Origin of the sequence: Pararobbsia silviterrae, from assembly GCF_003628125.1 — a bacterium.
Classification (GTDB): domain Bacteria; phylum Pseudomonadota; class Gammaproteobacteria; order Burkholderiales; family Burkholderiaceae; genus Pararobbsia; species Pararobbsia silviterrae.
The window spans coordinates 74,022-99,338 of the sequence record NZ_RBZU01000015.1 but is presented as its reverse complement, the minus strand read 5'-3'; the positions used below and the strand labels follow the sequence as shown (position 1 = coordinate 99,338).

Annotated in this window: 21 protein-coding genes; 8 read left to right on the top strand and 13 right to left on the bottom strand. The window is 61.5% G+C overall.

Annotation, left to right across the window (positions count from 1 at the left end; translation table 11 throughout):
* Positions 1 to 76: 76 nt before the first annotated feature.
* Positions 77 to 1,129 (top strand): sulfotransferase family protein, encoded by a 1,053-nt coding sequence (locus D7S86_RS29290; RefSeq protein WP_147432467.1) that lies wholly within the window; start codon positions 77 to 79, stop codon positions 1,127 to 1,129.
* A 6-nt stretch (positions 1,130 to 1,135) separates the two neighbouring features.
* Here D7S86_RS29290 and D7S86_RS24980 read toward each other — a convergent pair whose 3' ends face one another.
* Together D7S86_RS24980 and D7S86_RS24975 are read right to left on the bottom strand one after the other, a co-directional pair.
* Positions 1,136 to 2,395 carry an acyltransferase family protein gene (locus D7S86_RS24980; protein WP_158602085.1) on the bottom strand — a complete coding sequence of 420 codons (1,260 nt, stop codon included), beginning with the start codon at positions 2,393 to 2,395 and terminating at the stop codon, positions 1,136 to 1,138.
* A 364-nt stretch (positions 2,396 to 2,759) separates the two neighbouring features.
* Positions 2,760 to 3,794 (bottom strand): NAD-dependent epimerase/dehydratase family protein, encoded by a 1,035-nt coding sequence (locus D7S86_RS24975; protein ID WP_121090537.1) that lies wholly within the window; start codon positions 3,792 to 3,794, stop codon positions 2,760 to 2,762.
* A 1,456-nt stretch (positions 3,795 to 5,250) separates the two neighbouring features.
* Between D7S86_RS24975 and D7S86_RS24970 the strand changes: the two genes are divergently transcribed.
* On the top strand, positions 5,251 to 6,798 hold the full coding sequence (locus D7S86_RS24970) for a glycosyltransferase family 2 protein (RefSeq protein ID WP_121090535.1): 1,548 nt from the start codon (positions 5,251 to 5,253) through the stop codon (positions 6,796 to 6,798).
* Positions 6,799 to 6,817: 19 nt separating this feature from the next.
* Here the strand turns inward: D7S86_RS24970 and D7S86_RS24965 are convergent, their stop codons facing one another.
* The 5 genes from D7S86_RS24965 to D7S86_RS24945 form a co-directional block, all read right to left on the bottom strand.
* Complete coding sequence (locus D7S86_RS24965) at positions 6,818 to 7,855, bottom strand: aldo/keto reductase (RefSeq protein ID WP_121090533.1); 1,038 nt, start codon at positions 7,853 to 7,855, stop codon at positions 6,818 to 6,820.
* Between the two features lie 100 nt (positions 7,856 to 7,955).
* The gene (locus D7S86_RS24960; protein WP_121090531.1) at positions 7,956 to 9,917 is read right to left on the bottom strand and encodes a D-apionate lactonase family protein; all 1,962 of its coding nucleotides are present in this window, start codon (positions 9,915 to 9,917) and stop codon (positions 7,956 to 7,958) included.
* Positions 9,914 to 10,933: an ABC transporter permease gene (locus tag D7S86_RS24955; RefSeq protein ID WP_121090529.1), complete on the bottom strand. Its 1,020-nt coding sequence runs from the start codon at positions 10,931 to 10,933 to the stop codon at positions 9,914 to 9,916. Before D7S86_RS24955 ends, D7S86_RS24960 begins: the two co-directional genes overlap by 4 nt.
* Positions 10,930 to 12,507 (bottom strand): sugar ABC transporter ATP-binding protein, encoded by a 1,578-nt coding sequence (locus D7S86_RS24950; protein ID WP_121090527.1) that lies wholly within the window; start codon positions 12,505 to 12,507, stop codon positions 10,930 to 10,932. Before D7S86_RS24950 ends, D7S86_RS24955 begins: the two co-directional genes overlap by 4 nt.
* Positions 12,504 to 13,475: a substrate-binding domain-containing protein gene (locus tag D7S86_RS24945; protein WP_121090525.1), complete on the bottom strand. Its 972-nt coding sequence runs from the start codon at positions 13,473 to 13,475 to the stop codon at positions 12,504 to 12,506. Before D7S86_RS24945 ends, D7S86_RS24950 begins: the two co-directional genes overlap by 4 nt.
* 336 nt (positions 13,476 to 13,811) lie before the next feature.
* Between D7S86_RS24945 and D7S86_RS24940 the strand changes: the two genes are divergently transcribed.
* Positions 13,812 to 14,660, top strand: a complete 849-nt coding sequence (locus D7S86_RS24940) for a sulfurtransferase (RefSeq protein WP_121090524.1) — start codon at positions 13,812 to 13,814, stop codon at positions 14,658 to 14,660.
* Positions 14,661 to 14,699: 39 nt separating this feature from the next.
* Positions 14,700 to 15,503, top strand: a complete 804-nt coding sequence (locus D7S86_RS24935) for an SDR family NAD(P)-dependent oxidoreductase (RefSeq protein WP_121090688.1) — start codon at positions 14,700 to 14,702, stop codon at positions 15,501 to 15,503.
* 141 nt (positions 15,504 to 15,644) lie between these two features.
* Here D7S86_RS24935 and D7S86_RS24930 read toward each other — a convergent pair whose 3' ends face one another.
* Positions 15,645 to 16,622 carry an Abi family protein gene (locus tag D7S86_RS24930; protein WP_121090522.1) on the bottom strand — a complete coding sequence of 326 codons (978 nt, stop codon included), beginning with the start codon at positions 16,620 to 16,622 and terminating at the stop codon, positions 15,645 to 15,647.
* A gap of 374 nt (positions 16,623 to 16,996) precedes the next feature.
* On the opposite strand from D7S86_RS24930, the gene D7S86_RS30015 reads away from it, so the two are divergent.
* A complete protein-coding gene (locus tag D7S86_RS30015; protein ID WP_121090520.1) occupies positions 16,997 to 18,253 on the top strand; it encodes a J domain-containing protein in 1,257 nt (418 codons plus the stop codon).
* Here D7S86_RS30015 and D7S86_RS24920 read toward each other — a convergent pair.
* The 4 genes from D7S86_RS24920 to D7S86_RS24905 all read right to left on the bottom strand — a co-directional run bounded on the left by D7S86_RS24920 (position 18,246) and on the right by D7S86_RS24905 (position 21,942).
* Positions 18,246 to 18,506 carry a DUF1488 family protein gene (locus D7S86_RS24920; RefSeq protein ID WP_121090686.1) on the bottom strand — a complete coding sequence of 87 codons (261 nt, stop codon included), beginning with the start codon at positions 18,504 to 18,506 and terminating at the stop codon, positions 18,246 to 18,248. The genes D7S86_RS30015 and D7S86_RS24920 overlap by 8 nt on opposite strands.
* A gap of 84 nt (positions 18,507 to 18,590) precedes the next feature.
* On the bottom strand, positions 18,591 to 19,112 hold the full coding sequence (locus tag D7S86_RS24915; protein WP_121090518.1) for a hypothetical protein: 522 nt from the start codon (positions 19,110 to 19,112) through the stop codon (positions 18,591 to 18,593).
* A 319-nt stretch (positions 19,113 to 19,431) separates the two neighbouring features.
* The gene (locus tag D7S86_RS24910) at positions 19,432 to 20,589 is read right to left on the bottom strand and encodes a porin (protein ID WP_121090516.1); all 1,158 of its coding nucleotides are present in this window, start codon (positions 20,587 to 20,589) and stop codon (positions 19,432 to 19,434) included.
* A gap of 567 nt (positions 20,590 to 21,156) precedes the next feature.
* Positions 21,157 to 21,942 carry an AraC family transcriptional regulator gene (locus D7S86_RS24905; protein ID WP_121090514.1) on the bottom strand — a complete coding sequence of 262 codons (786 nt, stop codon included), beginning with the start codon at positions 21,940 to 21,942 and terminating at the stop codon, positions 21,157 to 21,159.
* Positions 21,943 to 22,037: 95 nt separating this feature from the next.
* Here D7S86_RS24905 and D7S86_RS24900 point away from each other — a divergent pair, with 95 nt between their 5' ends.
* Both D7S86_RS24900 and D7S86_RS24895 read left to right on the top strand, forming a co-directional pair.
* Entirely contained in the window at positions 22,038 to 22,292 is a 255-nt protein-coding gene (locus D7S86_RS24900; RefSeq protein WP_121090512.1) for a hypothetical protein, read from the top strand.
* Between the two features lie 9 nt (positions 22,293 to 22,301).
* Entirely contained in the window at positions 22,302 to 23,261 is a 960-nt protein-coding gene (locus tag D7S86_RS24895) for a quinone oxidoreductase family protein (RefSeq protein WP_121090509.1), read from the top strand.
* Positions 23,262 to 23,276: 15 nt separating this feature from the next.
* Here the strand turns inward: D7S86_RS24895 and D7S86_RS24890 are convergent, their stop codons facing one another.
* Complete coding sequence (locus D7S86_RS24890; protein WP_205962891.1) at positions 23,277 to 24,509, bottom strand: MFS transporter; 1,233 nt, start codon at positions 24,507 to 24,509, stop codon at positions 23,277 to 23,279.
* A gap of 101 nt (positions 24,510 to 24,610) precedes the next feature.
* Between D7S86_RS24890 and D7S86_RS24885 the strand changes: the two genes are divergently transcribed.
* Entirely contained in the window at positions 24,611 to 25,252 is a 642-nt protein-coding gene (locus tag D7S86_RS24885) for a TetR/AcrR family transcriptional regulator (protein ID WP_205962890.1), read from the top strand.
* Positions 25,253 to 25,317: the final 65 nt, after the last annotated feature.

Here is a 25,317-nt window from a genome sequence, read left to right as displayed (position 1 = left end):
GCTCCCACGTGATTGACGCCTATTTGACTTGGCGTCGTGCATGACACGCAGCGTGTGATAAGAAGGATAGTTCGGAATGATTTTCTTACACCTACATCGGACCAGCGGTTCGACCGTCTGGCATTCTCTCGCACATGCGGCGGTCAGAAATCAAATCCCGGTATTTGATTTATACGATGGATCGTTGAAGTCGTTTGGTACGCCTTTCGATACGCAATCGGCCCTGAATATATATTTTCCGGGCGGCAGGGATCCAAATAATCTTCTCAAAAACTATCTCTGCCATCACCATACGCGACAAAATCTCGATTTTGGATTGCCAGGCGAGAGGTGCCAGTATGCGACCATTTTGCGCGATCCGGTTGAGCGTTTCATTTCCGATATTTTTCAAATCAAGCTAATTTTGGCGCGTGGCATTGATGAGCCGGAAAAATATCCCCTGAATCAAGGCGAAATTGCCTGGTATCGAAAAGTCATGGGCGAAGAATTGTACGCGCTTTTTCGAAACCCAGATACGGATCCAAATGAACTTGCGCGCGTCGCGTGCCGAACGCCGTACTACAGAAATTACTATTTCAATACCTTGTGGTCGGTGCTTTTCGGCCGACCGACGCTCGAACCGACGTACTACGACAGTCTGATCGATGAGTATCATCAATTAAAACTGGCGGCCGCGGTTCACGAGCGATTCGTCTATATCGGCATGTATCCGCATTTCAAGGAGACGGCGTCGGCGATCGCACACTTGCTTGATTTTACATTCGATCCCGAAGCAGAAATCGTACACGTGCAGAACGGCAGCGAGAAGCCCGCGTTGAGTGCGGAGACGATGACGCTACTGCATGAGGTGAATGCCGATGAGTACCGCCTGTTATCGCTGATTCATACGCCGGAAGTCGTCGAAACCGGGCTCGCTCGCGCGGCGTCGTTGCGGCTCGACTCCGACTCGACGCATGCGCAAGTCGAACGTCTTAACGAGCGCGTGAGAGAGCTCGAGATCGCTTGCGCGCGTCAGGCGGCCGACGCACGTGATGCCCACAGTCAACTTGCGGCACTTCGGATGTCGCGTTCGTGGCGCCTGACCGCACCAATGCGGGCCATTTTAAGGCGACTTCGGTCGGATGCGTGAGGCTCGCTATCGGCTCGCCGCTCCGTCGATATCGTTTGTGGGCTGTCGAACCGATAGTGGCCATCGTAAAACCGAACGCAGACGCAAGAACGGCTTCTCAATTAGCAAGTATGTTGCTGCCGAAATGACGGTCGTGACCGCGAGCACGAGAACGAATCGAAGTACAAATTCTGCCTGTGCGCTACTCACTGGGAAATGAATATTCTTGGCCCATGCGAGCACCAGCATGTGCCATAGATAAATCCCAAACGTCACGACGCCGAAAATCTCGAAGCTCCTGAGCGGCGTGGTTTTTATCGCAGACCAATTTAGCGCGGGCATGCGAAGCGTATTGTTGTTGTGGCTTTCGAAGCAGAACAATGTCAGACAGACACCCAAGACAATGATCGACTCTAGCGCGCAAAAGAATAGCGGCTTGTAGCCCGGTTGAGCGAGTAATAGTCCTCTATATCCCGCATATGACGACACGATCGTCGATATGCCAAGAACGATCCATCCTGCGGCGCGTGGCGGCTGTCTACGACGCGGCTGCGCGTTCCATTTGATCACGAAGACGTTCAATAAAAATCCGAGAGTGAATGAATCGAAATTCCCGATGAGAGGAATGTAGCTGTGCAATATCCAGAATGTAGTCCAGTCGGGGACGCGATGGGCGTAATGAAGATATAGCCAGGATCGAAACCCAATCTGCAAGAGAATAAAAACGCCGGCTGCGACCACGGCGGATCGCGTACTGCTTACTGTTTTTTCGAGTGCAAAGAAGAGAAGCGGCGCGAGCAGGTAGAAGCGAAATTCAGTAGAAATCGTCCAGAGCACCGAATCCGGAAATGGCGTTCTTCCATAATAGCTGAATAGAAGTAGATGAGCTATCGTTCGAATGCTCGGTGCATCGATCGGATAGGTTTCGTGAAAAATAATGCACGATACAATGATACTCGCGAGATAAAGGGGGTAAATTCTCAGAAATCTATCTCGATAAAATCTCGCAATGCCGCGGGGTTTGTAATCATAACGTCCCGTATAAAACGCCTTGCCCATCAAATATCCGGACAAAACGAAAAAAATCCACACGCCTGTGGTTCCGGTGACGGATATCGTCCACGTATAGTCGTGACCGAAAACGACGAAGAAATTCGCCCACGGGAATTCGCCTTTGACATGCGAAAGCACGACGAGAAGGCAAGCAATCCCGCGCAAGATGAGCAGGGTATCGATCCGGGAATTACGTACCACGTCGGTCCTCAACGTTGTTTTTTGGGCCGCCATGTCTACGCGTGGGCGGGAAACTGCGGGTTCGACCGATCGATCCGAACATAGAAGCGTCAGATGGTTGCGATGCGCGTACTCGGGGCGCCCTGGCATGCATGCGGTATGCGCAGACAGGGCGAGTGCCGCGCGCGGGGTGTGTCTAAGGCGAGCGCTCGTTTTAAGTTGCGGTCCGTCCAATGGGTTGCAGCCGCGCTCGTGGGCAAGCCGTAAGGTTGCTTCAAACGCGGCCGATTCTACGCGAATACGATGCGAGAAGTTCGTCGGGTATTCCGATCTTCGATCCGGCCTCGATACACCCGACTCCGGGTCACGCTGGCGCCTTCAGCCACGTCGCCGGTTGTGAATGCTTTGCGAAGACCGCTCAATAGCTCTCGATTGTTCTTCTGAATCCCTCGCGAATCGAGATCTTCGGTTCCCATCCGAGCGCTTCGAGCTTGTCGGTCGAAAGCAGGATCTGCTTCTGGAACGAGTGCGATGATTGACCGAGAACCTCGACGTGCACATTGCGCTCGGAGAACTCTTCGCGTAACGCTGAAGCGAGTTCCAGCATCGAAAACTCATTGCGTACGTTGACGAGGTTATAGGCTTCGCCTTTGCCGCCGCGCAGCAGTATCGTGAAGAGCCCCACGATCGCATCGGTGACGTAGCAGAACGGCCGAATCGCGGTGCCGGCGGATTTGATCACGATGGGTTCGTTGCGCAGAATGCGAAACGCAAAGTCCGCGAACACGCGCTCGTCGGTTTCTTCAAGCCCTGGGCCGTAGGTGTGACCGAGTCGAGCAATGGTTGTTTGCAATCCATGCTGCGCGGCCCATGCGCGACAGAGAAACTCGCCCATGCGTTTGCCTTCGGCATAAGACATGACCGGGTTTAGATGACCATATGACGCGGCGATATCTTCGTGCACGCGTTGGCCGTCCGCCAACTCAGGCTGCCCGTATACGGCGCCGCTGCTGACGAAGAGGAATCCCTCGGCGCGAGACCGTTGCGCGAGTTCGAGCAAAGCCTGCGTACCGAAAACGTTCGGTGCAATCGTTCCGAGCGGATCGTCACGGTGGATCGACGTGCGAGACGGGCTCGCCGCGTGGATGACGAAATCGGCCTTCAATTCCAGCGGCGCAACATTCGTCAGCGGCAATTCGACGAGGCGAAGGTGTTCGTGAGCACCGAGCTTGTGTGCGAGCGCGGATGCATTGCGACCCGACGCGATGACCTTGACCGGCTTGTCGGAGCGTTCATTCAATGCCAGTAAGGTCCAGACGATGTAGCTTCCAACCAGACCACCAGCGCCGGTCACGAGCACGGTTTTGCCTTCAAACCGCTCCCAGGGAAGATCTGCATCGATGATCGCAGCAAGATCTTCCGATACGATAGTGTGGCTGAGTTGAGTTTGCATTGGCCGAATATCCCCTGTGAAAGTCGTTGAACAAAAAAGACCGTGTCACATGATCGACGACGTGTCAGTCCTTCCATGGACCGATCTTGTATTGAGCCGAGATCAATCCTGGTGAAGGGGTGCGCGCTGTGTCATGCGTCACGACAGGCCTATCGACCACGCTCATTTCGAGACGTTCAGTCAGTCTTGGAACGATACTTGCGCAATCACGGGCCGCTCGTTCCGCTAAGGGAGGATGCGGCGTGGCTTACATGACACGCATGTTTTAAGTTAGAAGTTCGCTCCCGTCATGAGCAAATATGTTTCAAATTGTGTATCTCTACGTCGAAAGCGGACGGTTAGGTTCGAGCACGAATTCGTAAAGTTGTCGCTACAGGCGGCCATGAACGAGAGGGGCACGCGGTCACGGCGTCGGCTCTTTGAGATTGAATATCATCTTAAACATTCTCAAATGTCTGCACGACGAACGGACGATTCCCTATATTTGTCGACGGACTCGGAGTCGCAGCGCGAAATTTCTCCCTTGCGTCTAGACTGTCCCTGTTTTGCTCCGACCGGCCGTGTCGGAAGCGTTGTTGTTCATGTGCGCCGCCCATGTCGCGCTAATGAATAGTGTGACTGCGAATATTGTTATCGACAACCGAGGACCTTGTGACGCGGCCGCGCCCGGCGTACGCGTTACGAATATGTCATTTTGCAGGCAATTTTTTGACAATGAAAAGAGATCGGGGATATTTCCCGATTGCTTTCGAATTTCATGAGCCGACACCGTATGTTCGTGCACGTTTTGGGGTCTTAGACCTGCTCAATCCCGATGTCGCCGACGTTTTTCAAACGGATGTTCGAGCGAGCCTTGCGAGCGAGCCGTTGACAGTAAACGGAGCGCGGAGAGGAGGACGGAAAGCTCAATGAAATGATGCTGCATGGGTATGCGCTTCGAGGGTGTTGCCCCGGTCATGGATTCGTCGTCCGCGATTGGTTAGGACAGGGTCTCGTGTATCGACTGGTCCTTATTGTTTGTCTCGTTGGTGGCTGGCCGTGTCGCGGTAGCGCTCATGGCCTGACTTCTGCAAGGACATTGGAAGGCGCATTCGCAACGAGCGTGCGAAATATCTGACCTAAAGACAGCCGTCTACGCTTGCGTCGCGGACTGAAGCGATGGGACACTGACACACAATCGACACCCTACTTTACGTCGGCGGAAGAACGTTTCGAGGCGTACGGAATAGCCGTTGTGCACATAACACCGGACGCGGATGGCTCGACATGCGTGATTGATGTGGCGCAGCGTGTCATTGCACTTCGGATGAAGTATTTTTTAATGATTTGAGTGGTCCGACATGCAGCGAGGAATTTCGTAATATATGCACGGCATCGATGATCCAGGCAAGCCTCAGGCGAAGTAAGCGGTAACTGAAAGACAAATAACCTGATAAATCGAGCACACACATTCGCTATGTCAGACAACGCCAAGCAACCCGCTTTGACGATTTGTATTCCGACCTACAATCGCGGAAAGCGTGTTCATTCCCTTGTGCTCTTTTTGAAGAGCAACCTTCTTACCCGGACCGACGACGTGAACGTGCTGGTCGTCGACAATTGTTCGAATGATGGCACGGAAGCTCTGATTACCCCGTTAGTCGACGAGCGCGTTCAGTTTTTTAAGCGAACTGAATTTCTCGATAATGCCGAGAAAAATATGTACGCGTCGGTCGAACTCTGCACGGGCGAATATATATGGTTTCACGGCGACGACGAGTTGCCGATGGTCGAAACCGTCCTCGAATTGATCAAGTCCATTCGCGCCGACGAGGCGGATATGTTCGTGTTCAATTCGTCCGTCATCAACGACGAGGGCGGTCTCCTTGCGACGCGTATGGCGCCGATGCGTTCTCTATATGTGGACGTTTGCGGTGATGCATTGATCCAGACGGCGGGCTTTGTTTTTATGCTCGCGGGGATTTCGAACGTCGTTTTCAAGCGCTCGGCTGTCGACGTCGACGTGGCTTGGGAGTCGCAAGCGGTCGCGCCGATCTATTCTCACGTATGTTGGTTTTTGATTTCCTTCGCTCAAAAGCGAAGCCGGATTGTTAATTTGCCGCTGGTGTATTACCGAAATTCGGCGATCCCGAAGCAGATCAAGCATTTTCAAAAATATGCCGAGCGCCTCGGCGTCGGGGATCATTACTTCTGGGGGCTGGGCGTGGCTCAGCAGCTCGAGTATCTTGTGAGCAAGGGGGCGATCCAGCCGGGATCGGTCGCGAAAGTCATTGAAGGCCGGCGCGACGGGACGCGATTCAGGTTGCTCAATGAAGTCATCATGCGCTTCTACTTGCAAGTCGTTCTATCGATCGAGACGGGCGAAGCACGGCAGCGTATTGATCCGGCGGTCCTAAAGCATTCGCGCGACTTTCTCGTGTCGTGCGATCCGTTTGCCTACGATTTGTTCGAACCCATTGAGAAGCTCAACGAGATTGCAATGGGCCAGCGATCGCGCAGCGAACTGCGCTCGATACGCAAAGAATTCGATCTGATCTTCAGGCAACACGATGCGGACCCGTACCGCAACCATTGGTGCGGTACGTGTTTCGGATTCGATCTGTACAACATGCCGATGGGCTGGGTCGCGATCGATCCGGATGTTCCCGGTGGAATCGAGTCCGTTCTTCAATACATCGACATCCGACAGTCGCCTCCCTATGTGTGGGTAAGCGACAGTCTTGAAGATCTGCGCTTGCTTTTGCAGAAGTATGCGGAAGACCAAGCCGCGCAGGTGCCGGACTCGGAGGCGCACACGCGCACCGAAATCGTCAAAATCGGCAAGGAACTCGTTGAGATCAGCCGATTCGTTTCGTCCGAATACGCGCGCACCGTGCAGATCTCGTTGCAGACCACGATGCCGATCCGCTTGTTCACGCGAGCGGTGCTTTTCCCACTGCGTCGCGTCGCGCTTGTCGCACGTCGTGCGCTCGGTAGCGTCCGGCGTCGCCTGGTCAGAGCGTAGGACGCGCGAACGCGCGTCCTTACACCGCGACCGCCGCGGGCAACGGCACATCTTCCGCGACGAGTCCTTCGTCGCGCAGATCGGCCCAGAACTGCGGCGGAATCGCACGTTCGAAGTGATGAACGTTCGCCTCGATTTCCTCCGCGGTTGTCGGCCCGAACAACACTGAACTCACGGCCGAAAATCCGAACGGAAATTGCAGCGCCGCCGCCGCGAGCGCAACATCGTGTCGCTGCGCCACACGTTCGAGCCGCCGCACACGTTCGACGATCGCGGGCGGCGCCGCACCGTATTCGAAGCGCGCGCCTTCGCGCGCGCCCGTCGCCAGAATCCCCGAATTGAAGACGCCTCCCACCACGATCGACGCGCCTTCGCGTGCGGCACGCAATAGTTCATCCGCATAGATCTGCTGTTCGAGCAAGGTATAGCGCGATGCGACGAGAAACACGTCGAGCGGATGCCGGTCGAGGAATCGATGAATCATGCCGGGCTCGTTGATGCCCGCGCCATACGCGAGAATGTCGCCCGCCTGTTTGAGCTCCTCGAGCGCGCGAAACCCGCCCTTCTCGAGATCGCGGAGATGCGCGAGCAACGCGGCTTCTTCCTTGAAGTACCCCGTGTCGAGATCATGAATGTAGAGCACGTCGACGCGATTGACCCCAAGCCGCTGCAGACTGTCCTCATACGAGCGCATGATGCCGCCATACGAATAGTCGTAGACGTGATCGAACGCGAGACCGCCCTTCCACGGCGCGGGCCGGATACGATCGCGCCGCTCGGGTGCACGCAAAAGCCGTCCGACCTTCGTCGAGAGCACATAGGACGACAGCGGCTTGCGATACAGCAGCGAACCGGTCCGACGTTCGCCGAGTCCGAGGCCGTACCACGGCGAGGTGTCGTAAAGACGGATGCCGCTGTGCCACGCGGTATTCAACGTGGCGGTGGCTTCGTCGTCGGGAATCACCCCGAACAACTCGCCGAGCGGGCAGGTGCCGACGCCGAGCACGGGAATCGAGGCTCCGGTGCGGCCCAAGGGGCGCAAATCAGTGATCTTCATGAAATGGATGTCCGATGCGATGAGGCGCCGCGTACACCGGGACGAGCCCTTGAAGCACGCATGACGTGTAATGAGTTGGGGCTTACTGCGTTCAAGCCGATCATGGCTCGACCTCGTCGATACGCACATACGCATAGGCGTCGAGCAAGACATGGCCCTCGACGCCGAGCGATTCGGCCGATCCTCGATAGTGTTCGGGAGCGAGCGCCGCATCGGGCGCGTGTTGCGCATCGAGCCATCGAATGCGTGCATCGCGGAGTCCGTCGAGCGTGACCGATACGGGTTCCGCGCTCAGATTGGCGAGCAGCAGCGTGCGGCCGCGCGCGTGTTCGAATCCGAGCGCCGCGACACGGCGATCGCTGACGCGGACGTTCAGCGCAAGACGGCCCGTGCCCTCGGCGAGATCGGCCACGACGTGATAGAGCGGATACGCCGCGCCGTCCGGCACCGTATCCCACCACGCGCGGGCATAGCCTTGCGCGAGCGACAACACGCCGAATGGCCCGACGGGCCCCGCGAGCGCGAGCGAATCGATATCGAACGGCATGATCGCCGCCGCATAACCGAGATGCCAGGCCGCGGCAAACATCGCGCGCTGGCGCGGATCGGCATCGGCGAGTCCGACGCGAATCTGCGACGGATTCGCCGTGGGCCCCGCGCCGTACGGGTTCAGTCTCGCCCCGATACCGATCGGTCCGATCCGATACGCGGCATCACCCGCGAGCGTACGACCCGAACGCAAGATATGCGGGAGCGATTCGAGGGTCTGCATGACCGAACCATCATCAGACGCATGAACGGTCGGCGTCGTCGCATGTGCAATCACGTCGAAGACACTGAGCGGCGGCCGCTTGCGATTGAGCTCGGTAAAGAACGCGGGTGAACCGCCCGCGATCGCGCTATCGGGAAACCAGCGCCGCAACGATGCGGCGATCTCGTGATCCGAGGGCACCGGCGGCCGCGCTTCACCGGGCTGAAACGATTGCCGGTCCGATGCCGGAAATGCCGCGACGGTCCGCGGCGCGAGACCCGCGCGTTCGAGCTGCGCCGCGAAGCCGGCGATTTCGCGATCCGCCTGATCGGGCAGCGCGAGGATCAACTCGGCGGAAAACGGATGCCCGCTCGCGCGAACGAGTGCATCCAGCGCTTCGATCGCATGCACACCGTTGCCGAGACCGGGATCGTGGCGATACAGGTACTCGATCGCGCCGAGCTTTGCGAGGCGTTCCGCGTGATCGATCGCATCGGCGGCGCTGCGCGAATCGAGCGCGACCAGAATGCGCGGCAACACATGCGGAACGCGTTCCCCGACACTCACGCGAATATCGCCGTGCGTGTCCGATGCGTACGCGATCGAAGCCTCGCTGTGTTCGGTCACACCGATACGCACCGATTGCGTCAACGACGTACCCGCTTCGAGCCGGTACGGGTAAGGCAAACCGATCGGACGGCTGTACGTCTTGAACGAGGCATCGGACCAGTTGCGATGATCCTCCATCTCGAACACGTCGCCTTCGAAGCGTGTCTCGATCTCGATGCCGGATCGCGGCGTATGCGTGATCGCGCGAATGTCGAAGACAGGTTGCCCAGGACTGATCGCCGCGTCGATCAAGCGTTCGACGCGCGAGCCGTCCGCGTGCTCGACGCGGACGTTCGTCCCCGCGAAACCTTCAAGCGGATGCAGCACGACAAAGCCGCTGCGATTCGTCGTGAAATCCGTCTGCGGACGAATCGTGACGTCGGCGTGCAGACGGCCTTCGCCGGCACCGCTGAACGTGATGTCCGCGGCGACGATCTCATTGTCGTTCCGGTAGGTCGCGCGATAGCGGATGGTGAATTGCGCGTCGGTTTCGTCGATCTCGAGCGCGGAGATGTCAGGGGACGGCGTCCCCCAGCCCGGTGTGCGCACGAGAAACGAAAGGCCTCGAATGATTTCGACGCCGCGCCAGCGGACGTCCTTCAATTGTCCCTGGCCGAACGACGCACTCAGCGAGCCCGCGCGAAACTGTCGGTAGACCGGTTCGATTTCGTGTGTGCCTGTAAGAAGTACAGTTCGGCTCATTTGAATGCTCTCTTGATCGCGACGTCGAATGTGACGGCCGCGACGATGATGACGCCGATCAGCAACTGCTGGATATAGGGCGACACGTTGAGAATCACGAGTCCGTTGAGCAGCACGCCGATCAGCAACGTGCCGATGACCGTGCCCGCAATGCCGCCCTTGCCGCCGTAGAGACTCGTACCGCCGATGACGACGGCCGCGATGACGGTCAGCTCGTATTGCGTGCCCGCGACGGCTTCGGCCGAATTGAGCCGCGACGCGAGCAAAAAGCCGCCGAGGCCCGCGAGCAGACCCGTGAGGACATAGACGCTCGTGAGCACGCCGCGTACGTTGAGACCGCATAGTCGCGCGGCTTCGGGGTTCGATCCGATCGCGTAGACGGCGCGTCCGTAGCGCGTCGCGCTTAGCAGATAGGCGGCGGCGATCGCGATGACCGCGAATACGACGACGGGCACCGGCACAGGCCCGATCATGCCGCGGCCCCACCAGCCGAACGCGTCGCTGAACCCGCTGACGGGGCTGCCGTTGCCGACGATCAGCGCGAGACCGCGGAACGCGGTCATGCCGCCGAGCGTCACGACGAAGGCGGGCACGGCAAAGCGCGCGACGAGCAGGCCTTGGACGAGTCCTGCGAGGCCGCCGACCAGAATCGCAGCCGCCGCCGCGAACGGCCACGAGAGTCCGTCATGCGCAAACGGCAGCGTGAAATGTCCTTCGACGCCGCCGTGCGCGACGACCGCGCCGACGAGGCCCGTCAACGCGACGAGCGCGCCGACCGACAGATCGATGCCGCGCGTCAGGATCACGAAGCTCATGCCGATCGCGAGAATGCCGTAGATCGACACCTGGCGAAGCACGTTGAAAAGATTCACCGACGACAGAAAGCGCGGTGCGAGCGTCGTAAACAGCACCATCAGCGCGATCAGGAAGATCGTCGGCGCGAATTTCGCGGCGAGCGCGGCAGGATGCGCGTGCGTGCGGCGCGGCGGCTCGGCGAGGGGCGAAACGGAATTCATGACAGGGTCGCTTCTTCGGATTGAACGGATGCGCGCAGGTCGCGCGTCATGAGCGCCATCAGCGTGTGCTCGTTGGCGTCGGCGGCGCGCGTGTCGCCCGTGATCCGCCCCGCGCAGAACGTGAGCACGCGGTCGCTGAGCGCGAGGACCTCGGGCAAGTCGGACGAGATCAGCAACACGGCGACGCCGCGCGCCGCGAGCGCGCGCAGAATCTCGTGCACGTCGGCCTTTGCGGCGATATCGATGCCGCGGGTCGGCTCGTCGACGATCAGCAGGCGCGGCGATACATCGAGCCAGCGCGCCAGCATGACCTTTTGCTGATTACCGCCCGAAAGCGCCGCGAGCGGTGCATCGAACGACGGCGCGCGCAACTTGAGCGCAGTCGCGAACGCCGACAGGCTTCGGCGTTCCGCGTCGCGATCGAGCCGCGCGAACGGCGCGCGTCGCGCGCGCGGCATCGAGAAGTTTTCGGTGATGCCGAGCGGCAGGAACGCGCCCTGGTTCTTGCGATCCTCGGGCACGAGCGCGATCCCGCGTTCGATCGCGTCGGCGACCGAACGCGGCGCATAAGGCTTGCCATCGAGACGCATCGACCCCGCGCCGATCGGGTCGAGACCGAAGATCATGCGCGCGGTCTCGGTGCGTCCCGCGCCGACGATACCTGCGACGCCGACGATTTCTCCCGCGCGCAATGAGAACGACGCATGCCTGACCGCGCCCGGCGCGTCGGATGCCGCGCTGAGTCCGTCGGCTTCAAAGACGATGGGGCCCGGCGCGGTGTCGCGCACTGCCGTTCTCACCGCGATGTCGCGGCCGACCATCAGGTTCGCGAGCGCGGCCTCGCTCATGCCCGCGACCTCGCCGTGCGCAACCTCGCGCCCATCTCTGAGCACGGTATAGGTGCGGCACAGATCGACGATTTCTTCGAGCCGGTGACTCACGTAAAGCACGGCGATGCCCGATGCGGACAACTGACGCACGACGGATTTGAGTCGCGCGACTTCCGATGGACTCAATGGTGCGGTCGGCTCGTCCATGATGACGACGCGTGACTGCCGCGTCAGCGCGCGCGCGATCTCGACAAGTTGCTGCTCGCCGATGCTCAGATCGCCGACGCGCCGCTGCGGGTCGATCGGATAGCCGAGCCGCCCGAGCGCGTCGCGCGCCTGCGCGTGCATGCGTTTCCAGTCGACGCGGCCGAATCGCGTGACGCGCAGTGCACCCGTAAAGATGCTCTCCGTCACGCTGAGTTCGTCGAACAGGCTGAATTCCTGGCGTATCGTGCTGATGCCTTGACGCCAGGCTTCGAGCGGACGCGCAAGACGCACCGGCCGTCCGTCGATCTCGATCGTGCCGTCGTCGGGTTCGAGCGCGCCGCTGAGCAGATTGATCAACGTCGACTTGCCCGCGCCGTTCTCGCCGAGTAACGCGCGAATTTCACCCGGCGCGAGCGACAACGACACGCCGTCGAGCGCCGTCTGACCGCCGAAACGCTTGACGAGCCCGCGCGCGCGGACGATCGCGCCGTCCACGCTTCGGACGGCCGGCGCATCGCTCGCCTGCAGTTCGCTCATTGCGCGATCTTGCCGTACCGTTCGGCGGACGTCAGATTCGCTTTCGTGATCGCGACCGGATCGACGAGCAGATCGGTCTTCGCGGGCTTCTTGCCGTCGCGCACGTATTGAACGAGCGTCTCGATCGCGAGGCGACCCTGGCGGCCCGGGAACTGATCGACGGTGGCGGCGAGCGAGCCATCGCGCACGGCCTTCAATGCGTTCTCGGAACCGTCATAGCCGAAGATCGCGACCTTGCCCTTGAGGCCGCGTGCCTCGACGGCCTGCGCCGCACCGAGCGCGGAATCGTCGTTGCCCGCGACGATGACCTGAGGCGGCGTCGGCAGACCCGTCAGCAGGTTCTCGGTCACGGACAGACCTTCATCGCGGCTGAAATGCGCCGTTTGCTCGGCGACGAACTTGTAGCCCGGCTTCCCGTCGAGCGCCTTGTGGACACCGGCGTTGCGGTCATTGGCCGTCTTGTCGCCCGGAATGCCTTGGAGATTCACGATCGTCGCGCCCTTCGGAAATTGCTTTGCGACGGCCTCGCCCTGATGCACGGCGCCCGTGAAGTTATCGGCCGCGACATTCGCGAGCACTTCGGGCACGCCGTTGACGGGGCGGTCGATCGTGACGACCGTGATGCCGGCCTTGATCGCTTCGCGAATCGCGGGCGCGAGGGCGTTGGCATCGGCCGGCGCGATGATGATGCCGTCGACGCCCTGGACGATCGCGGCTTCGACGTCGGCGATCTGCTTCGGCGCGCTCAATTGACCGTCGGAGCGGATCACGTCGACGTTGCCGAGTTTCTTGGCTTCGTCTTCGAGCTGATCTTCGAGGAAGACGAAATGCGGGAACGAGAACGAGAGCACCGATACGAAGACCTTGACGGGGGCGCCCTTGCCCTTCGGCGCGGCGAGTGCGGATGACGAAGCGGCGACGGTCAGTACGCCGGACAACGCGAGTGCGAGTGCAATTTTCTTGATCATGGATGGAACGGGGATGTCAGAGGTCGGGATTCAACAAATCGCATACGCTGCGACGCGTACACACACAAGACGTCGCATCGTCAAGCTCTGACAAGGACCGCCTATCCGTGCCCATGGGTCCGTCATCGGACCCATGCGCGAGTTGTTATCGAGGTTCGAGTGAATCGAATGAATATGTAATCATGTCCGGCACGTACCGCATACCAAGCAAATTCGATATCGATTTCACGGAAGGCAAAGTTTCGGTATGCGAATAAGCAAAGCACGATATGTTGGTTGAGCGCGCGAATGCGCGTGCAATGATGTTTGCCCTGTCTATGAGTGGGAGAGCGGGGCATGGCATACACGTCTGTCGTACAGGCCGAAACGGTCTGCGCGCAACTGGACGATCCCGAGTGGCTGATTCTCGACGCGCGCTTCACGCTCGATGACGAGGCGTGGGGTCGGCGAGAGCATGCGCGAGGCCATATTCCCGGTGCGCACTACGCGGACCTGGCGACCGATCTCGCGGGGCCGATCGTCGCGGGCAAGACCGGGCGCCGTCCGCTGCCCGCGTTCGATACGTGGCGCGAGACGCTGTCGGCATGGGGCGTCACGCCGGATACGCAGGTCGTCGTCTACGATTCGAGCGGCGGCATGATGGCCGCGGCGCGCGTCTGGTGGATGCTGCGTTGGGCCGGACACGATGCGGTCGCGGTGCTCGACGGCGGCTTGCAGCGTTGGCTTGCGCTCGGCTACCCGATCGACACATTCGTCGCGCCGCGCGAGCGTACCGAGTATCGACATGCCGAACGCAGCGAGCTGCAGGCCGATATTCATCTCGTCGAGCAGCATCGGCTCGATGCGGATTGGGCATTGTTCGACAGCCGCTCGAAGGCGGGCTATCACGGCGAAGGCGTCTATCAGGATCCGGTGCGCGGACATATCGCGGGCGCGCGGCTCGCCGATCGCGCCGACACGCTCGGCGCAGATGGCCGGTTTCGTTCGCCTGAAGCGCTGCGTGCGCACTACACGCAGTTGTTCGGCGACGTCGATCCGAGCCGGGTGATCTTCTACTGCGGCTCGGGCGTGACCGCCGCGCAAAATCTTGTCGCGCTCGCGCATGCGGGTCTCGGCGACGCCAAGCATTACATCGGATCGTGGAGCGAATGGATTCTCGATCCGGCACGACCCATTGCCCGCTAGCGTGATGTGAGCCGCGGGCTCATCAATTCGGAATGTTCGATGTCAACGATACTGAATCAGCTTTTTTCCCTCGATGGCAAGGTGGCGCTCGTGACGGGCGGCGGCGGCGCGATCGGTAGCGAACTCGCGCTGGCCTTGGCGAAGGCCGGGGCGCGCATCGCGTTGCATGATGTCGATTCGACGCGGCTCGAACGCGCGAAGACGGCCATCGAAAACGCGGGCGGCACCGTGCAGACGTTCGTGGCGGACACGCGCGAACCGGAGGCCGCGAAGCGGCTCGTCGATAGCGTGGCGGAGCGCTTCGACGGGCTCGATATCCTCGTGAACAGCATCGGCGCGAATCGGCGCAAGCGGATCGATGCCGTCACGTCGGAGGATTTCGACGCGGTCGTCGATGTCAATTTCAAGAGTGTCTATTTCCTGAGCCAGGCCGTGCATCCGCATCTCAAGCGGCGCGGGGGTGGCAAGATCGTGCACTTGAGTTCGTTGAGCGCGAAGCATGCGTTCAATACGATCTCGGTCTATGCGGCGTCGAAGGCCGCGGTGAGTCAATTGACGCGCGCGCAGGCGCATGAATGGGTGGCCGACAACATTCAGGTCAATGCGATCGAGCCGGGTTTTGTGCAGACCGAGTTCACGCGTCCGCTGTGGGACGATACGTATCGCGCGCAATGGTTCAAGGACTTCATTCCGGCCGGGCGCCTTGCGAAACCGGCCGATCTCGTGGGCACGTTGCTGCTGCTGGTGTCGCCGGCCTCGGCCTATATCACGGGGCAATCGATCGTCGTCGACGGCGGCGTGCTGTCGGGCGCGACGTGGGAGGAGCCGGTTCGGGCGGCCTGAATGCAGAGGTGCGTGTGGGGCGACGGTGATAATCGTCCCCCGTTTTTTGAGCGGCTTGAATCGTCCGATGCCTGCCGTGATCGCGTGATATGCCAAAGGACCGCGCTGCGCGTGCCACCTTTGCGTTGCGATGTTGTCGACTCAGACGGCCGCCCAAAGCGCGAGATCCTGCCAGGCGGGCGGGAAACCGCCATTACGCAAACTGACGAGATCCGAGATCGGGAATGTGTCGGCGAGCGATTTAAGACGCTGTATCCACTGGGACTGAGAATCGACGCATTTCAGCAGATACCGCGTGACGCACAGAGATCCATAGACGCGACGCCGGGCGAAGTCATCGCCACGCAGATGGTGCAGATGATGATGGCGCTGCATCGTAGGTAGTCGCGGTCCATCGGGGTTGTTTCGATTCCAAAGGCGCGCGTGATGTGCGGCAGCGTTACGGACGAAATTCAATGCGCGTAGCCACGATTCGAGCGTTTGCCCGTCCAACTCGTACCGCTGTGCGATCTTGTTTCGATCGCCGTACTTCATTCCTGCAAAGAATTTGGAGAGGAGCCCGAAGTCCCAGGTCTCGGTGGCGACCCAGATAGGCATCTTGCCGCCGTACTTGCTGAGATGATGTGCGACGAATTCGTCCTTCGTTTTTTTGCGCACGCCATCCTGATAGCGCCGCATCCAGTCGCTATGACCCGATGGTCGGCCGTTCTCGCGAGGCGACGTAAAACGGGAATCCAAGAGCGATGCGCATTCGTGCGCGAGTCGGTGGCGTTTTCCGAGCAGGTAAGCGACATCGACGCGAATAGCGACTTCGATGCGTTCAATGGCGTCCAGTACCAGCAAACGAAGGGTGCGATCGAAGTTGTAGAGATCGACCGCAAGCTCGAATGTCGCGCCGTCCTCGAATTCGTCGAGGCGCGCCATGGCGTTCGCCGGATCCGGTCTGCGCAGCGGAAACCAGTAGCCGACCAATCGGTAGTAGCCGAGGCGCTGCAGCGTATCTAACGCCGCGCGTTCGTCTCCGATGGTCAGATTTCTCGCCCTCAATAGGTCGAGCTGATCGGCGTAGGAGAGATGGGGCTTGAGCGGGGAGAACGACGGTTGTCCTACTGCGGCCATATCGGTTCTCCGGGCCCACAAAAGGAAATCCCCCACATGAGTTGCCGGTTTGCACCGGGCCCAGAGGTGGGGGACATATTGCGGCGGATGTTATCACAGTCGTTAGGTGCAGCAAGTCGGCCTGGCGTATTTCGCCGCATTCTGTTGCCGGTTGGCTTGTCGTCCGACAGGAAAACCGATGTGTCGCGCTAAACGACAGCCGTTGTTTTAGGTTCCCTCTCCGCTAGCGAGAACTTCACGGATCCGCGAGGGCCAACGGTTGACCTTCAACTTTTCGCCGGATATGCCGTTAACGACAGTCTTGACGACTGAGTGGTCCGACTCGGGCAGTCGGCATCGATTCCGATGCCGGCGCGGCGAGGCGGATCCCCGCAATGGACTCGCATTACGACACCCTCGGCCTTGCCCCAACGGCGACATTTGCCGAAATCAAGACCGCTTACCGGCGCCTTGCGCAGAAATATCATCCCGACAAGAACCAGCATGACCCGGTTCGGAGCGCGGAGATGTTCACGCGCGTGCGCACGGCGTACGACACGCTGATCTCGCCCGACTCGCGCGAGCAGTATGACGACGAACTCGCGCGCGAAGCCGTCTTCGAGGCCGAACTCGCACGCCGCCGCAACGCCTACGCGCAGTCCGCTTCGCAATCGAACACCTATGGATCGACCTCCGGCCGCGATCGCGCGCACGCCGCGGGCCCGTCTCGCGCACAGCCGACCGACTGGCATGCGCGCGCCTGGGAACTCGTGCAGCGTGCACCGAACGCCGATACCCTCGCGCGCGCCTTGCGCGGCGAAGGCTGTCTGCCGAGTCTCGCGACCCCGCTCGCGCGCGACGTCGCGCGCGAATACGAACACTTGCGCAACGCACACGCCCAATTCCAGACCCATGCAGGCGGTCAGCATCGAACCGACACCCGCGATGCGCCGCCGCGATCCTCGACCGGTTCGTCGCGCGCTTCGGACGCCCGCGCCTCGGCCGGCGCGGGTGCGCGACGCGAATCCGGCACGTCGCGCGGCGCATCGACCCAGACGCATGCGCGCGGACCGTTTCGCGAAACGGTCCGCGCACCGCGGCCGAGGTCGTCGGCGTCGAATAACGCGCGCTATGGCTGGATCGTCGTCGCGGCGATGGTGCTCGTGCTGGTCTGGCGCTCCGTTCCGTCGACGCATGCGCCCGCATGGCGCGAGACGCACGCGGAACAGCGGCTCGAAGGGGCCGTCGCGCCGCGCGCGGCGCAGCGCCGGCTGTTCCTTGACGATGCACAGGGCTCGGGCGACCCGGAGTCGGACACGGCGACGCTGCCCGCGCCGCAGCAACCCGGCATGGTCAAGCGCCTGCTGCCCGGCACATTGCCGAATTTCGACCTGCCGGACGCCACGAGCGGCGACACGCAGTCAGGGTCCGTCGTGCGGCGTTCATCGCATGACGATCCGCCGACGATGCCCGCCAGCGCATGCGCGCCGGGTGTCGAACGGATCGGATGTCCGCCCGCGGCGAATGCGGACGTACATACAGGCGCAAATACAGACGCAAATACCGACGCAAATACCGACGCAAATACCGACGCAAATACCGACGCGAACCCGCGGACGCGAATCGATAAAGGGTTGGATCCCGCTAATTGAAGTCGCCGGGTTCGAGTTCGACCGAGGCGCCGCCATTGCGCTCGAGCACGCGCGTAGCGGCGCGTTCGATTTGTGTGCGATGGGCTTCGAACGCGCCGACCAGATCGTGCGACGACGTCCCTGAGTTACCGAAGCGCTCGTTGAGCGCGTCGAGCGACACGCTGCACCAGACGTCGCGGCCGTTCACCTGGGCCTCGAACGCGACGCGCGCCGCCGCGATGACTTCACGCCGGCCGGAGAATTCAATGGTCATATTCCGCTCCATTCATGCTGATCGGGCCCTTGCGGGCCGCAAACCCCGTGCCATTCAACGATCGCTGCACGGGGACCGTCTCCGTCAGCCCGGCTGCAACGCATAACTTGAATGACTGACGGGGTTCCACTTGATCACCATCACACGTCCCGCGTCGGCATGGATGCGCTTGTTGGAGAAATCAAGCGCCGGAAACGTGAAATCGATCGGACTGCCGTCCTTGCTGCGGATCAGGTAGACGACCGGAAAATCCTCGACGGGCTGCTGATTGCTGCAGACGATCATTTCAAGCTTGGACGGATCGTCGGCGATCGCGAACGTCGACGACACGAAGGGCCCCGGATCGCCGCATTTCGTGAGCGTCCAGCCCGCCGGCACGCTTGCGCCCGTAAGCCGGATCGTCGCCGACGACAACTGCGCGCCGTTCCGATCGAATGCGATCTCCGCCTGCGACACCTGCAGCGTATCGCTGCGCGACTGGCTCGCGACACGGTATGTGCCGCTGAAGTCCTTTTCGACGGTGTCGCTCGTCTGATCGAGCACCGCACATCCCGACGCGGCAACGCAAGCCGCACCGACCGCCACACACAGCAAGAAGCGACGCATGTCATGTCCTCTGAGTGGTGTGCTACACGCGCTTGAACTGCGCGATCGGAACGCCGGTTCTTGCCTTGCGGCACACGGGCCGCGCCGGCGGGACGTCGCGCTCCAGGGACCGCCGATCGGTATGCCATGCAGCTCACCGTGTCGAATCGCGCGTCCCTATCGCAATACTGTATGTCGTTTGCGCGGCTTTGCCAGTCCGGCCGAGCGAATCGAGCGCCTGTTCAACGAAAACGGCGCCATGGCGCCGGCCGCACAGTGCGTGCGATCGACTCCATGGCGCCGCGAGTCCTGAATCCGGCCGCGCGGGCCGGATGCGGGATTAGAACGAGTGACGCATACCGACCGTGACGGCGACTTGCGTGTCCGTCGACGAAGGCGACAGCGTGTTGATCATCGCGTGCGAGAGCACCGAGTCAGCCGGTGCGCCGTGGACGTTCTGATACACGCCTTCGAGGTAGAAATCGGTGCGCTTGCTGACCGCGTAGTCCGATTGCAGCATCGCGGTGTTCCAGCCCGGATTCGTGCCGTTGTACGCGCCGTGCGTGTACGTGTACGAACCCGAGAGGCTCAGCGCCGGCGTCAGTGCGTACTTGCCGTTGATTTCGAAGTTGTCCATACGCAGCGAACCGGTCAGCGAACCCGCCGCGTCGTCGCTTGCGCCAAGATACGAACCCGTGCCGAACGAGTACACGCCGCCGACGTCGTCAAGCTGCGTGTGGCTCCACACGAGGCCGACTTGCGCCGGGCCGAACGTGTAGTTGCCGCCGAGCGACCAGATACGCTGACGTTGCGCGAGGAAGTTCGCGCTCGTGTCGCTCGTGCTCGCTGCGCCCGTACCGTCGCCGACGTTGTTCATCTGCAGGTAGCCCGCGGCAAGATTCACGGGGCCCATCACGTACGACAGCGCGAAACCGTATGCACGGTTGTCGGCGAATTCGGTCTTGTTGCTGAACGAGTACATCGTCTCGAACGTCACGCCGCTCAACGTCGGGCTCACGTACTTGACCGTGTTGTCGAACACGACCGAGTTCGCCGCGAGGTTGTCGTTCTCGAACGGATGCGCCGCGAGGCTGCCGCCCCACGTGTTGAATTCCGCCGTGACGGGACCGACGAGGTCGTTCATCACGTCGAACTGACGGCCCAGCGTGACCGTGCCGTACGCGTCGCTTTGCAGGCCGACCCATGCTTGCGAACCGAAGCCGTCGCCAGCGAATGCTTGAGCGCCGTTGTTCAGCAGGAAGCCTTGTTCGAGCTTGAAGACCGCTTGCAGGCCGCCGCCGAGATCTTCATTGCCCTTGAAGCCGAAGACCGTGTTCTGCGTCGAACCGCTGTTGAGCTGGTACGTATGACCGCCGAGCTGATTGTTCGTGTAGACGAAGCCGGTATCGAGCAGGCCGTACAGCGTCACGCTGCTTTGCGCATGGGCCGTTGCGGCGAATGCGCCGAGAATTGCGACGGAGATTAAAGATTTCTTCATGTTTTAGGGGGCTCCACGAAATTACGGTTGATCACAGGGGAATTGGAATCAACGTCTAGTCACTATATGAAGTCAAAAATAAATTGTGCGGATCACCTCGATCGCTACACGTTAAAAGAGCGCAAAGATCCCTAAAGAATCTATCGTCGCAAGCGTCTTCGAACGGGCATCGTTTTGCGCTTAAATCACTGACGGCACGCGCGTTTCGCGCGAATCCGCCGCATCGCTGCCGCGCCGTGCGCGGCCGTTGTGATCGCGCGACGCAATGTCGCTGCTATACAACGAAATGCCGATTGATAAAGCAGTAGTCTTCCCTTCGACACATTTTTCTGCACCGAGGAAATATGTGCATATGTCGCAAACATATCCGTCATGCCGCGCGATATACGCTTGATTCAAAGGTGTTTCAAATGTCTTTCAAAGACGGTTGCGAGAAGGGGGGCGAGTATCGCTGAATATGAATGGGCGTGCAGGCTAGATAGCCAGGAATGTCACCTTAGCGCGACGGCCTATTGATTTGCGGCAGATTTTATGTATTCGCGTCGAATATCGACGCATGCGTCGTGCTTACGCTTGCGCCGCATCGTTGCCGTATCGTCCCGGCGTGACGCCCATCACGCGCCGAAACATGTCGATGAACGCGCTGACGTTGTCATAGCCGAGCTCAAGCGCGATCGTCGTGACGGGCACGTCGTCCGCGAGCAATTCGAGCGCGCGCAGCACCCTGGCTTGCTGGCGCCATTGCGCGAAACTCAATCCGGTCTCGGCCGCGAATTTCCGGCTCAAGGTGCGAGGCGCGACGCCTGCCCATTGCGCCCAGGCTTCAAGCCGACGGTCGTCGGCAAGGTCGCGCGTCAATGCCTGAGCGATCCGCACGAGCCGCGGGTCCTCGGGCTCGGGCAATCCCAGCGCGACTTCGTCGGCCGACGCGATCTCTTCGAGAATGACCTCGGCGATATGTGTCTGAGCCGGGTTCAGATCGATGCCCGGCCACGTGGCGGCGCGATGTATCGCTTCTCGCAACAACGGGTTGGTGCGGATCGCGCGCGGGGTCGGGGGCAAGGTCGCGCATCGCGACTCGCGCACGAACACGCTCCATCCCGAGAACGGTCCGTGCGATCGGATCGAATGCGTGTGATGCGGAGGAATCCAGATCGCATGGATCGCCGGCACGACCCAGTGCTGTTTGTCGAGCCCGACCGACACGAGGCCGCTGATCGCGCCCATCAATTGTCCGCGCGCGTGCGAATGCGGCGCCGTATCGCGCGCTTCCTTCTGCGTAAGTTCGGCCGCCGCGAGAAAGGGGCCCGCGTCCGACAGCACGAGGTCCGGACGGATCAGGAAACCGGTCATGGCCAAAACACCGTATCGAAAGTCCGATATGCCGGAGTATGGCCGAATTCGCAGATCTAGACTGGGCACCTATCGAAAGCCACGGAGCGTGGACCATGCGAGCGAGCGATTTTCTTCCGGATCACGTCAATCAGGGCGACATCAACGGCACGACGGTGCGTAAGGGCACGGTCGGGGCGTTTCTCGTCAATGCGCGCGTGTGGAGCGATCCGCACGCGAGTGCCGATGCCAAGGCACAAGCGCAAGCCGATATCGTCGAGGCGCTTCCCGCGTTACGCGCGATCGGCCTGTTCGACGTACTCGAGGTCCGCGATGCCGGGCTCCGTGCTTGGATTCAGAACCGTATATAAGGAATTCCCATGAAAGCCGCAGTCGTGACCGCCGCCCATACGCCCCCGCTCTATGCCGACTTCGCCGTGCCGCAGGCGCAGCCCGGGCTTCGGTCGATCGCCGTGAGTGCGGCTGCCTTGAGCCGTGTGACGCGGGCGCGTGCATCGGGCACGCATTATTCGTCGTCGTCGCGCTATCCGTTTGTCGCGGGAGTCGACGGGACCGGGTGTCTCGACGATGGTCGCCGCGTGTATTTCGCCTTTCCTCCCGCGCCTTTCGGCGCGATGGCCGAGCATTGCGTCGTCGAGGACGCGCATTGCATCGCGTTGCCCGACGGGCTCGACGACGTCACCGCCGCCGCGCTTGCGATTCCCGGCATGTCTTCGTATGCGGCGCTGATCGAGCGGGCCCGGTTTGTCGCGGGCGAAACGGTGCTCGTCAACGGCGCGACGGGGAGCTCGGGTCGCCTGGCCGTGCAGATCGCCAAGCATCTGGGCGCGCGCAAGGTCATTGCGACCGGGCGCAATGAGGCTGTGCTCGAATCGCTGAGGTCGGAAGGCGCGGACGCGACGATTTCGCTGACGCAACCGGAGGCCGATCTCGAACGCGCGCTCGCGTCGCATTTCCGCGAGGGCATCGATGTCGTGCTCGATTATTTGTGGGGGCCGAGCGCCCGTGCGTCATTGATCGCGGCGGCCAAGGCGCTGCCTGACGGCTATCCGTTGCGCTTCGTGCAGATCGGATCGATCGGCGGCGAGGACCTGCCGTTGCCGGGCGCCGTGTTGCGCTCGACCGCGATCACGCTGCTCGGCAGCGGGATCGGCAGCGTGCCGATGCCGCGTCTGATGCACGCGCTGAAGTCGGTGTTCGAGATCGCATTGCCGGCGCGTTTGCATATCGAAACGGAGGCGATCCCGCTGTCGTCGGTCGCCGAATGCTGGGAACGCGCCGAGAGTTCGAAGCGCATCGTGCTGACGGTTGCGCGATGAATGGGGACACGACGATCAATCCGCGCGCGGCATGCGATCGACGCGTCTGAGCGCGGGGAAGGCGGCCATCCAGATCGCGGCGATACACAAGGCGCCGATTCCGCCCGCGGCGACGGACGGTACCGTGCCGAGCCACGTTGCCGCCACGCCGGATTCGAATGCGCCGAGCTCGCTCGACGCGCCGATGCACAGCACATTGACCGCCGATACGCGGCCGCGTAATGCATCGGGCGTTCGGAGCTGGATCATCGCGCTACGCAGATTCACGCTGACCATATCGCTCGCCCCCACGACGACCAACGCGACGAGCGACACGACATACGATCGCGAAACGGCGAACACGAGTGTCGCGATGCCGAAGACCGCGATCGCCGCGAAGAGCGTCGGACCCGCGCGCCGCATCGTCGGCCTGCGCGATTGGACGTACGCGCACAGACACGCGCCGATCGCGGGCGCGCTGCGCATGAGACCCAGCCCGAGCGGACCGACTTTCAGAATATCGCGCGCATAGATGGGCATCAGCGCGGTCGCTCCACCGAGCAGCACCGCGAACAGATCGAGCGACATCGCACCGAGCACGATCGGTTCCGACTTGACGAAGCGCACGCCGTCGACGATGCGCGATACACGCTCGCGCCACCCCGCGACGTCGACGTGCGGCGGACGTCGAACGTCGAGTGCGGCGAGCGCCGCTAACGCCGCGAGAAACGCGAGCGCGCAACATGCGTAAGCGACCGCCGATCCGAATGCGGAGGCGAGCCCGCCCAGCGCGGGACCCGAGATGACCGCGAGCTGCCAGGCTGTCGAGCCGCGGGCAATCGCGCGCGGCAAGTCGCGAGGGGCGACGAGCAGCGGCAACAAGGCCTGTTCCGCGGGTTCGACGAGCGCGCGCGCGACGCCATACAGCGCCAGCACGCCAAAGAGCGGCCATAGAATCGACGCGCCCCACGCCGTCCATCCGAACAGCGCGAGCGCGCAGAGCGCTTGCAGCGCGAGCCCCGCGACGATGACGGGGCGCGGCGAGAGGCGATCGCAGAGCTCGCCCGCCGGCAGCGAGAGTGTCACGATCGGCACGAACTGCACGAGACCCGCGACGCCGAGCGCGAGGGGTGAATCCGACGCCTTGTAGACCGTCCATCCGACCGCCACGGACATCGCGAGCGCGGCCGCTTCGGAGACGAAGCGCGCGCCGATATAGAGCGGCCATTGCAGCCGTCGATCCCGCCCCTGCATGCGATCGGTCGCCATCGTCGTGCTCCGTCCGTTGTGCGATGCGCATGTCGGCGGTCGTCTCGACCGTGTCCGAAAATGCGAGCATATTGCTCATATTTTCGTGCGGAGGTCCATCGATGGCTACTCGCATTCCGGAACCGTCGGCTTCGATGCGCAAAGCGCCGAAGCAGGCGCGATCGAGGGCGACGATCGACGCGATCCTCGATGCGGCGGCTCACATTCTTGGCGAACGCGGCTGGCAAGGCCTGACGACGAACGACGTCGCACAGGCGGCCGGCGCGAGCATCGGTTCGCTCTACCAATACTTCCCGAACAAGCTTGCCTTGATCGAAGCCGTGCGGCGACGTCATTTCGATGACGTGCTGGCGGTCCTGCATGCCGCGGCCGATCGAAGCGCGCCGCGTTCGGCGCGTATCGCGGCGCTCGTCGACGGCATGATCGCCGTGCATAGCCGGCATGCGACCGCGCATCGCGTGTTGCTCGAGGAGTGTCCGCGCGGCGAAACCGAGCGGCAGATGCACGATCGCTTCGACATCGAATGCCGACATGCTTATGAGGCGCTGTTCAAAGTCAACGTGCCCGATTTCGTCGGCGATACGAAGCTGGGCGCGCAGGTGCTCGCGGGCGCGCTGGCGGGCGCGGTCCACGAGGCGGCGAGACAGGGGCAGTTGGCGTCGCCCGAACTGCGGCGCGAGCTTGCATGGCTCGTCGATCGCTACCTGTCGAAGCGGCGATCCGCGCCAAAGCGCGTCGTATGAGCCCGCGCACGCGCGGAGCGCGTTGTCCATGAAGCCCGCGTGTCATTGTGCGGAGGCGGGTCCGA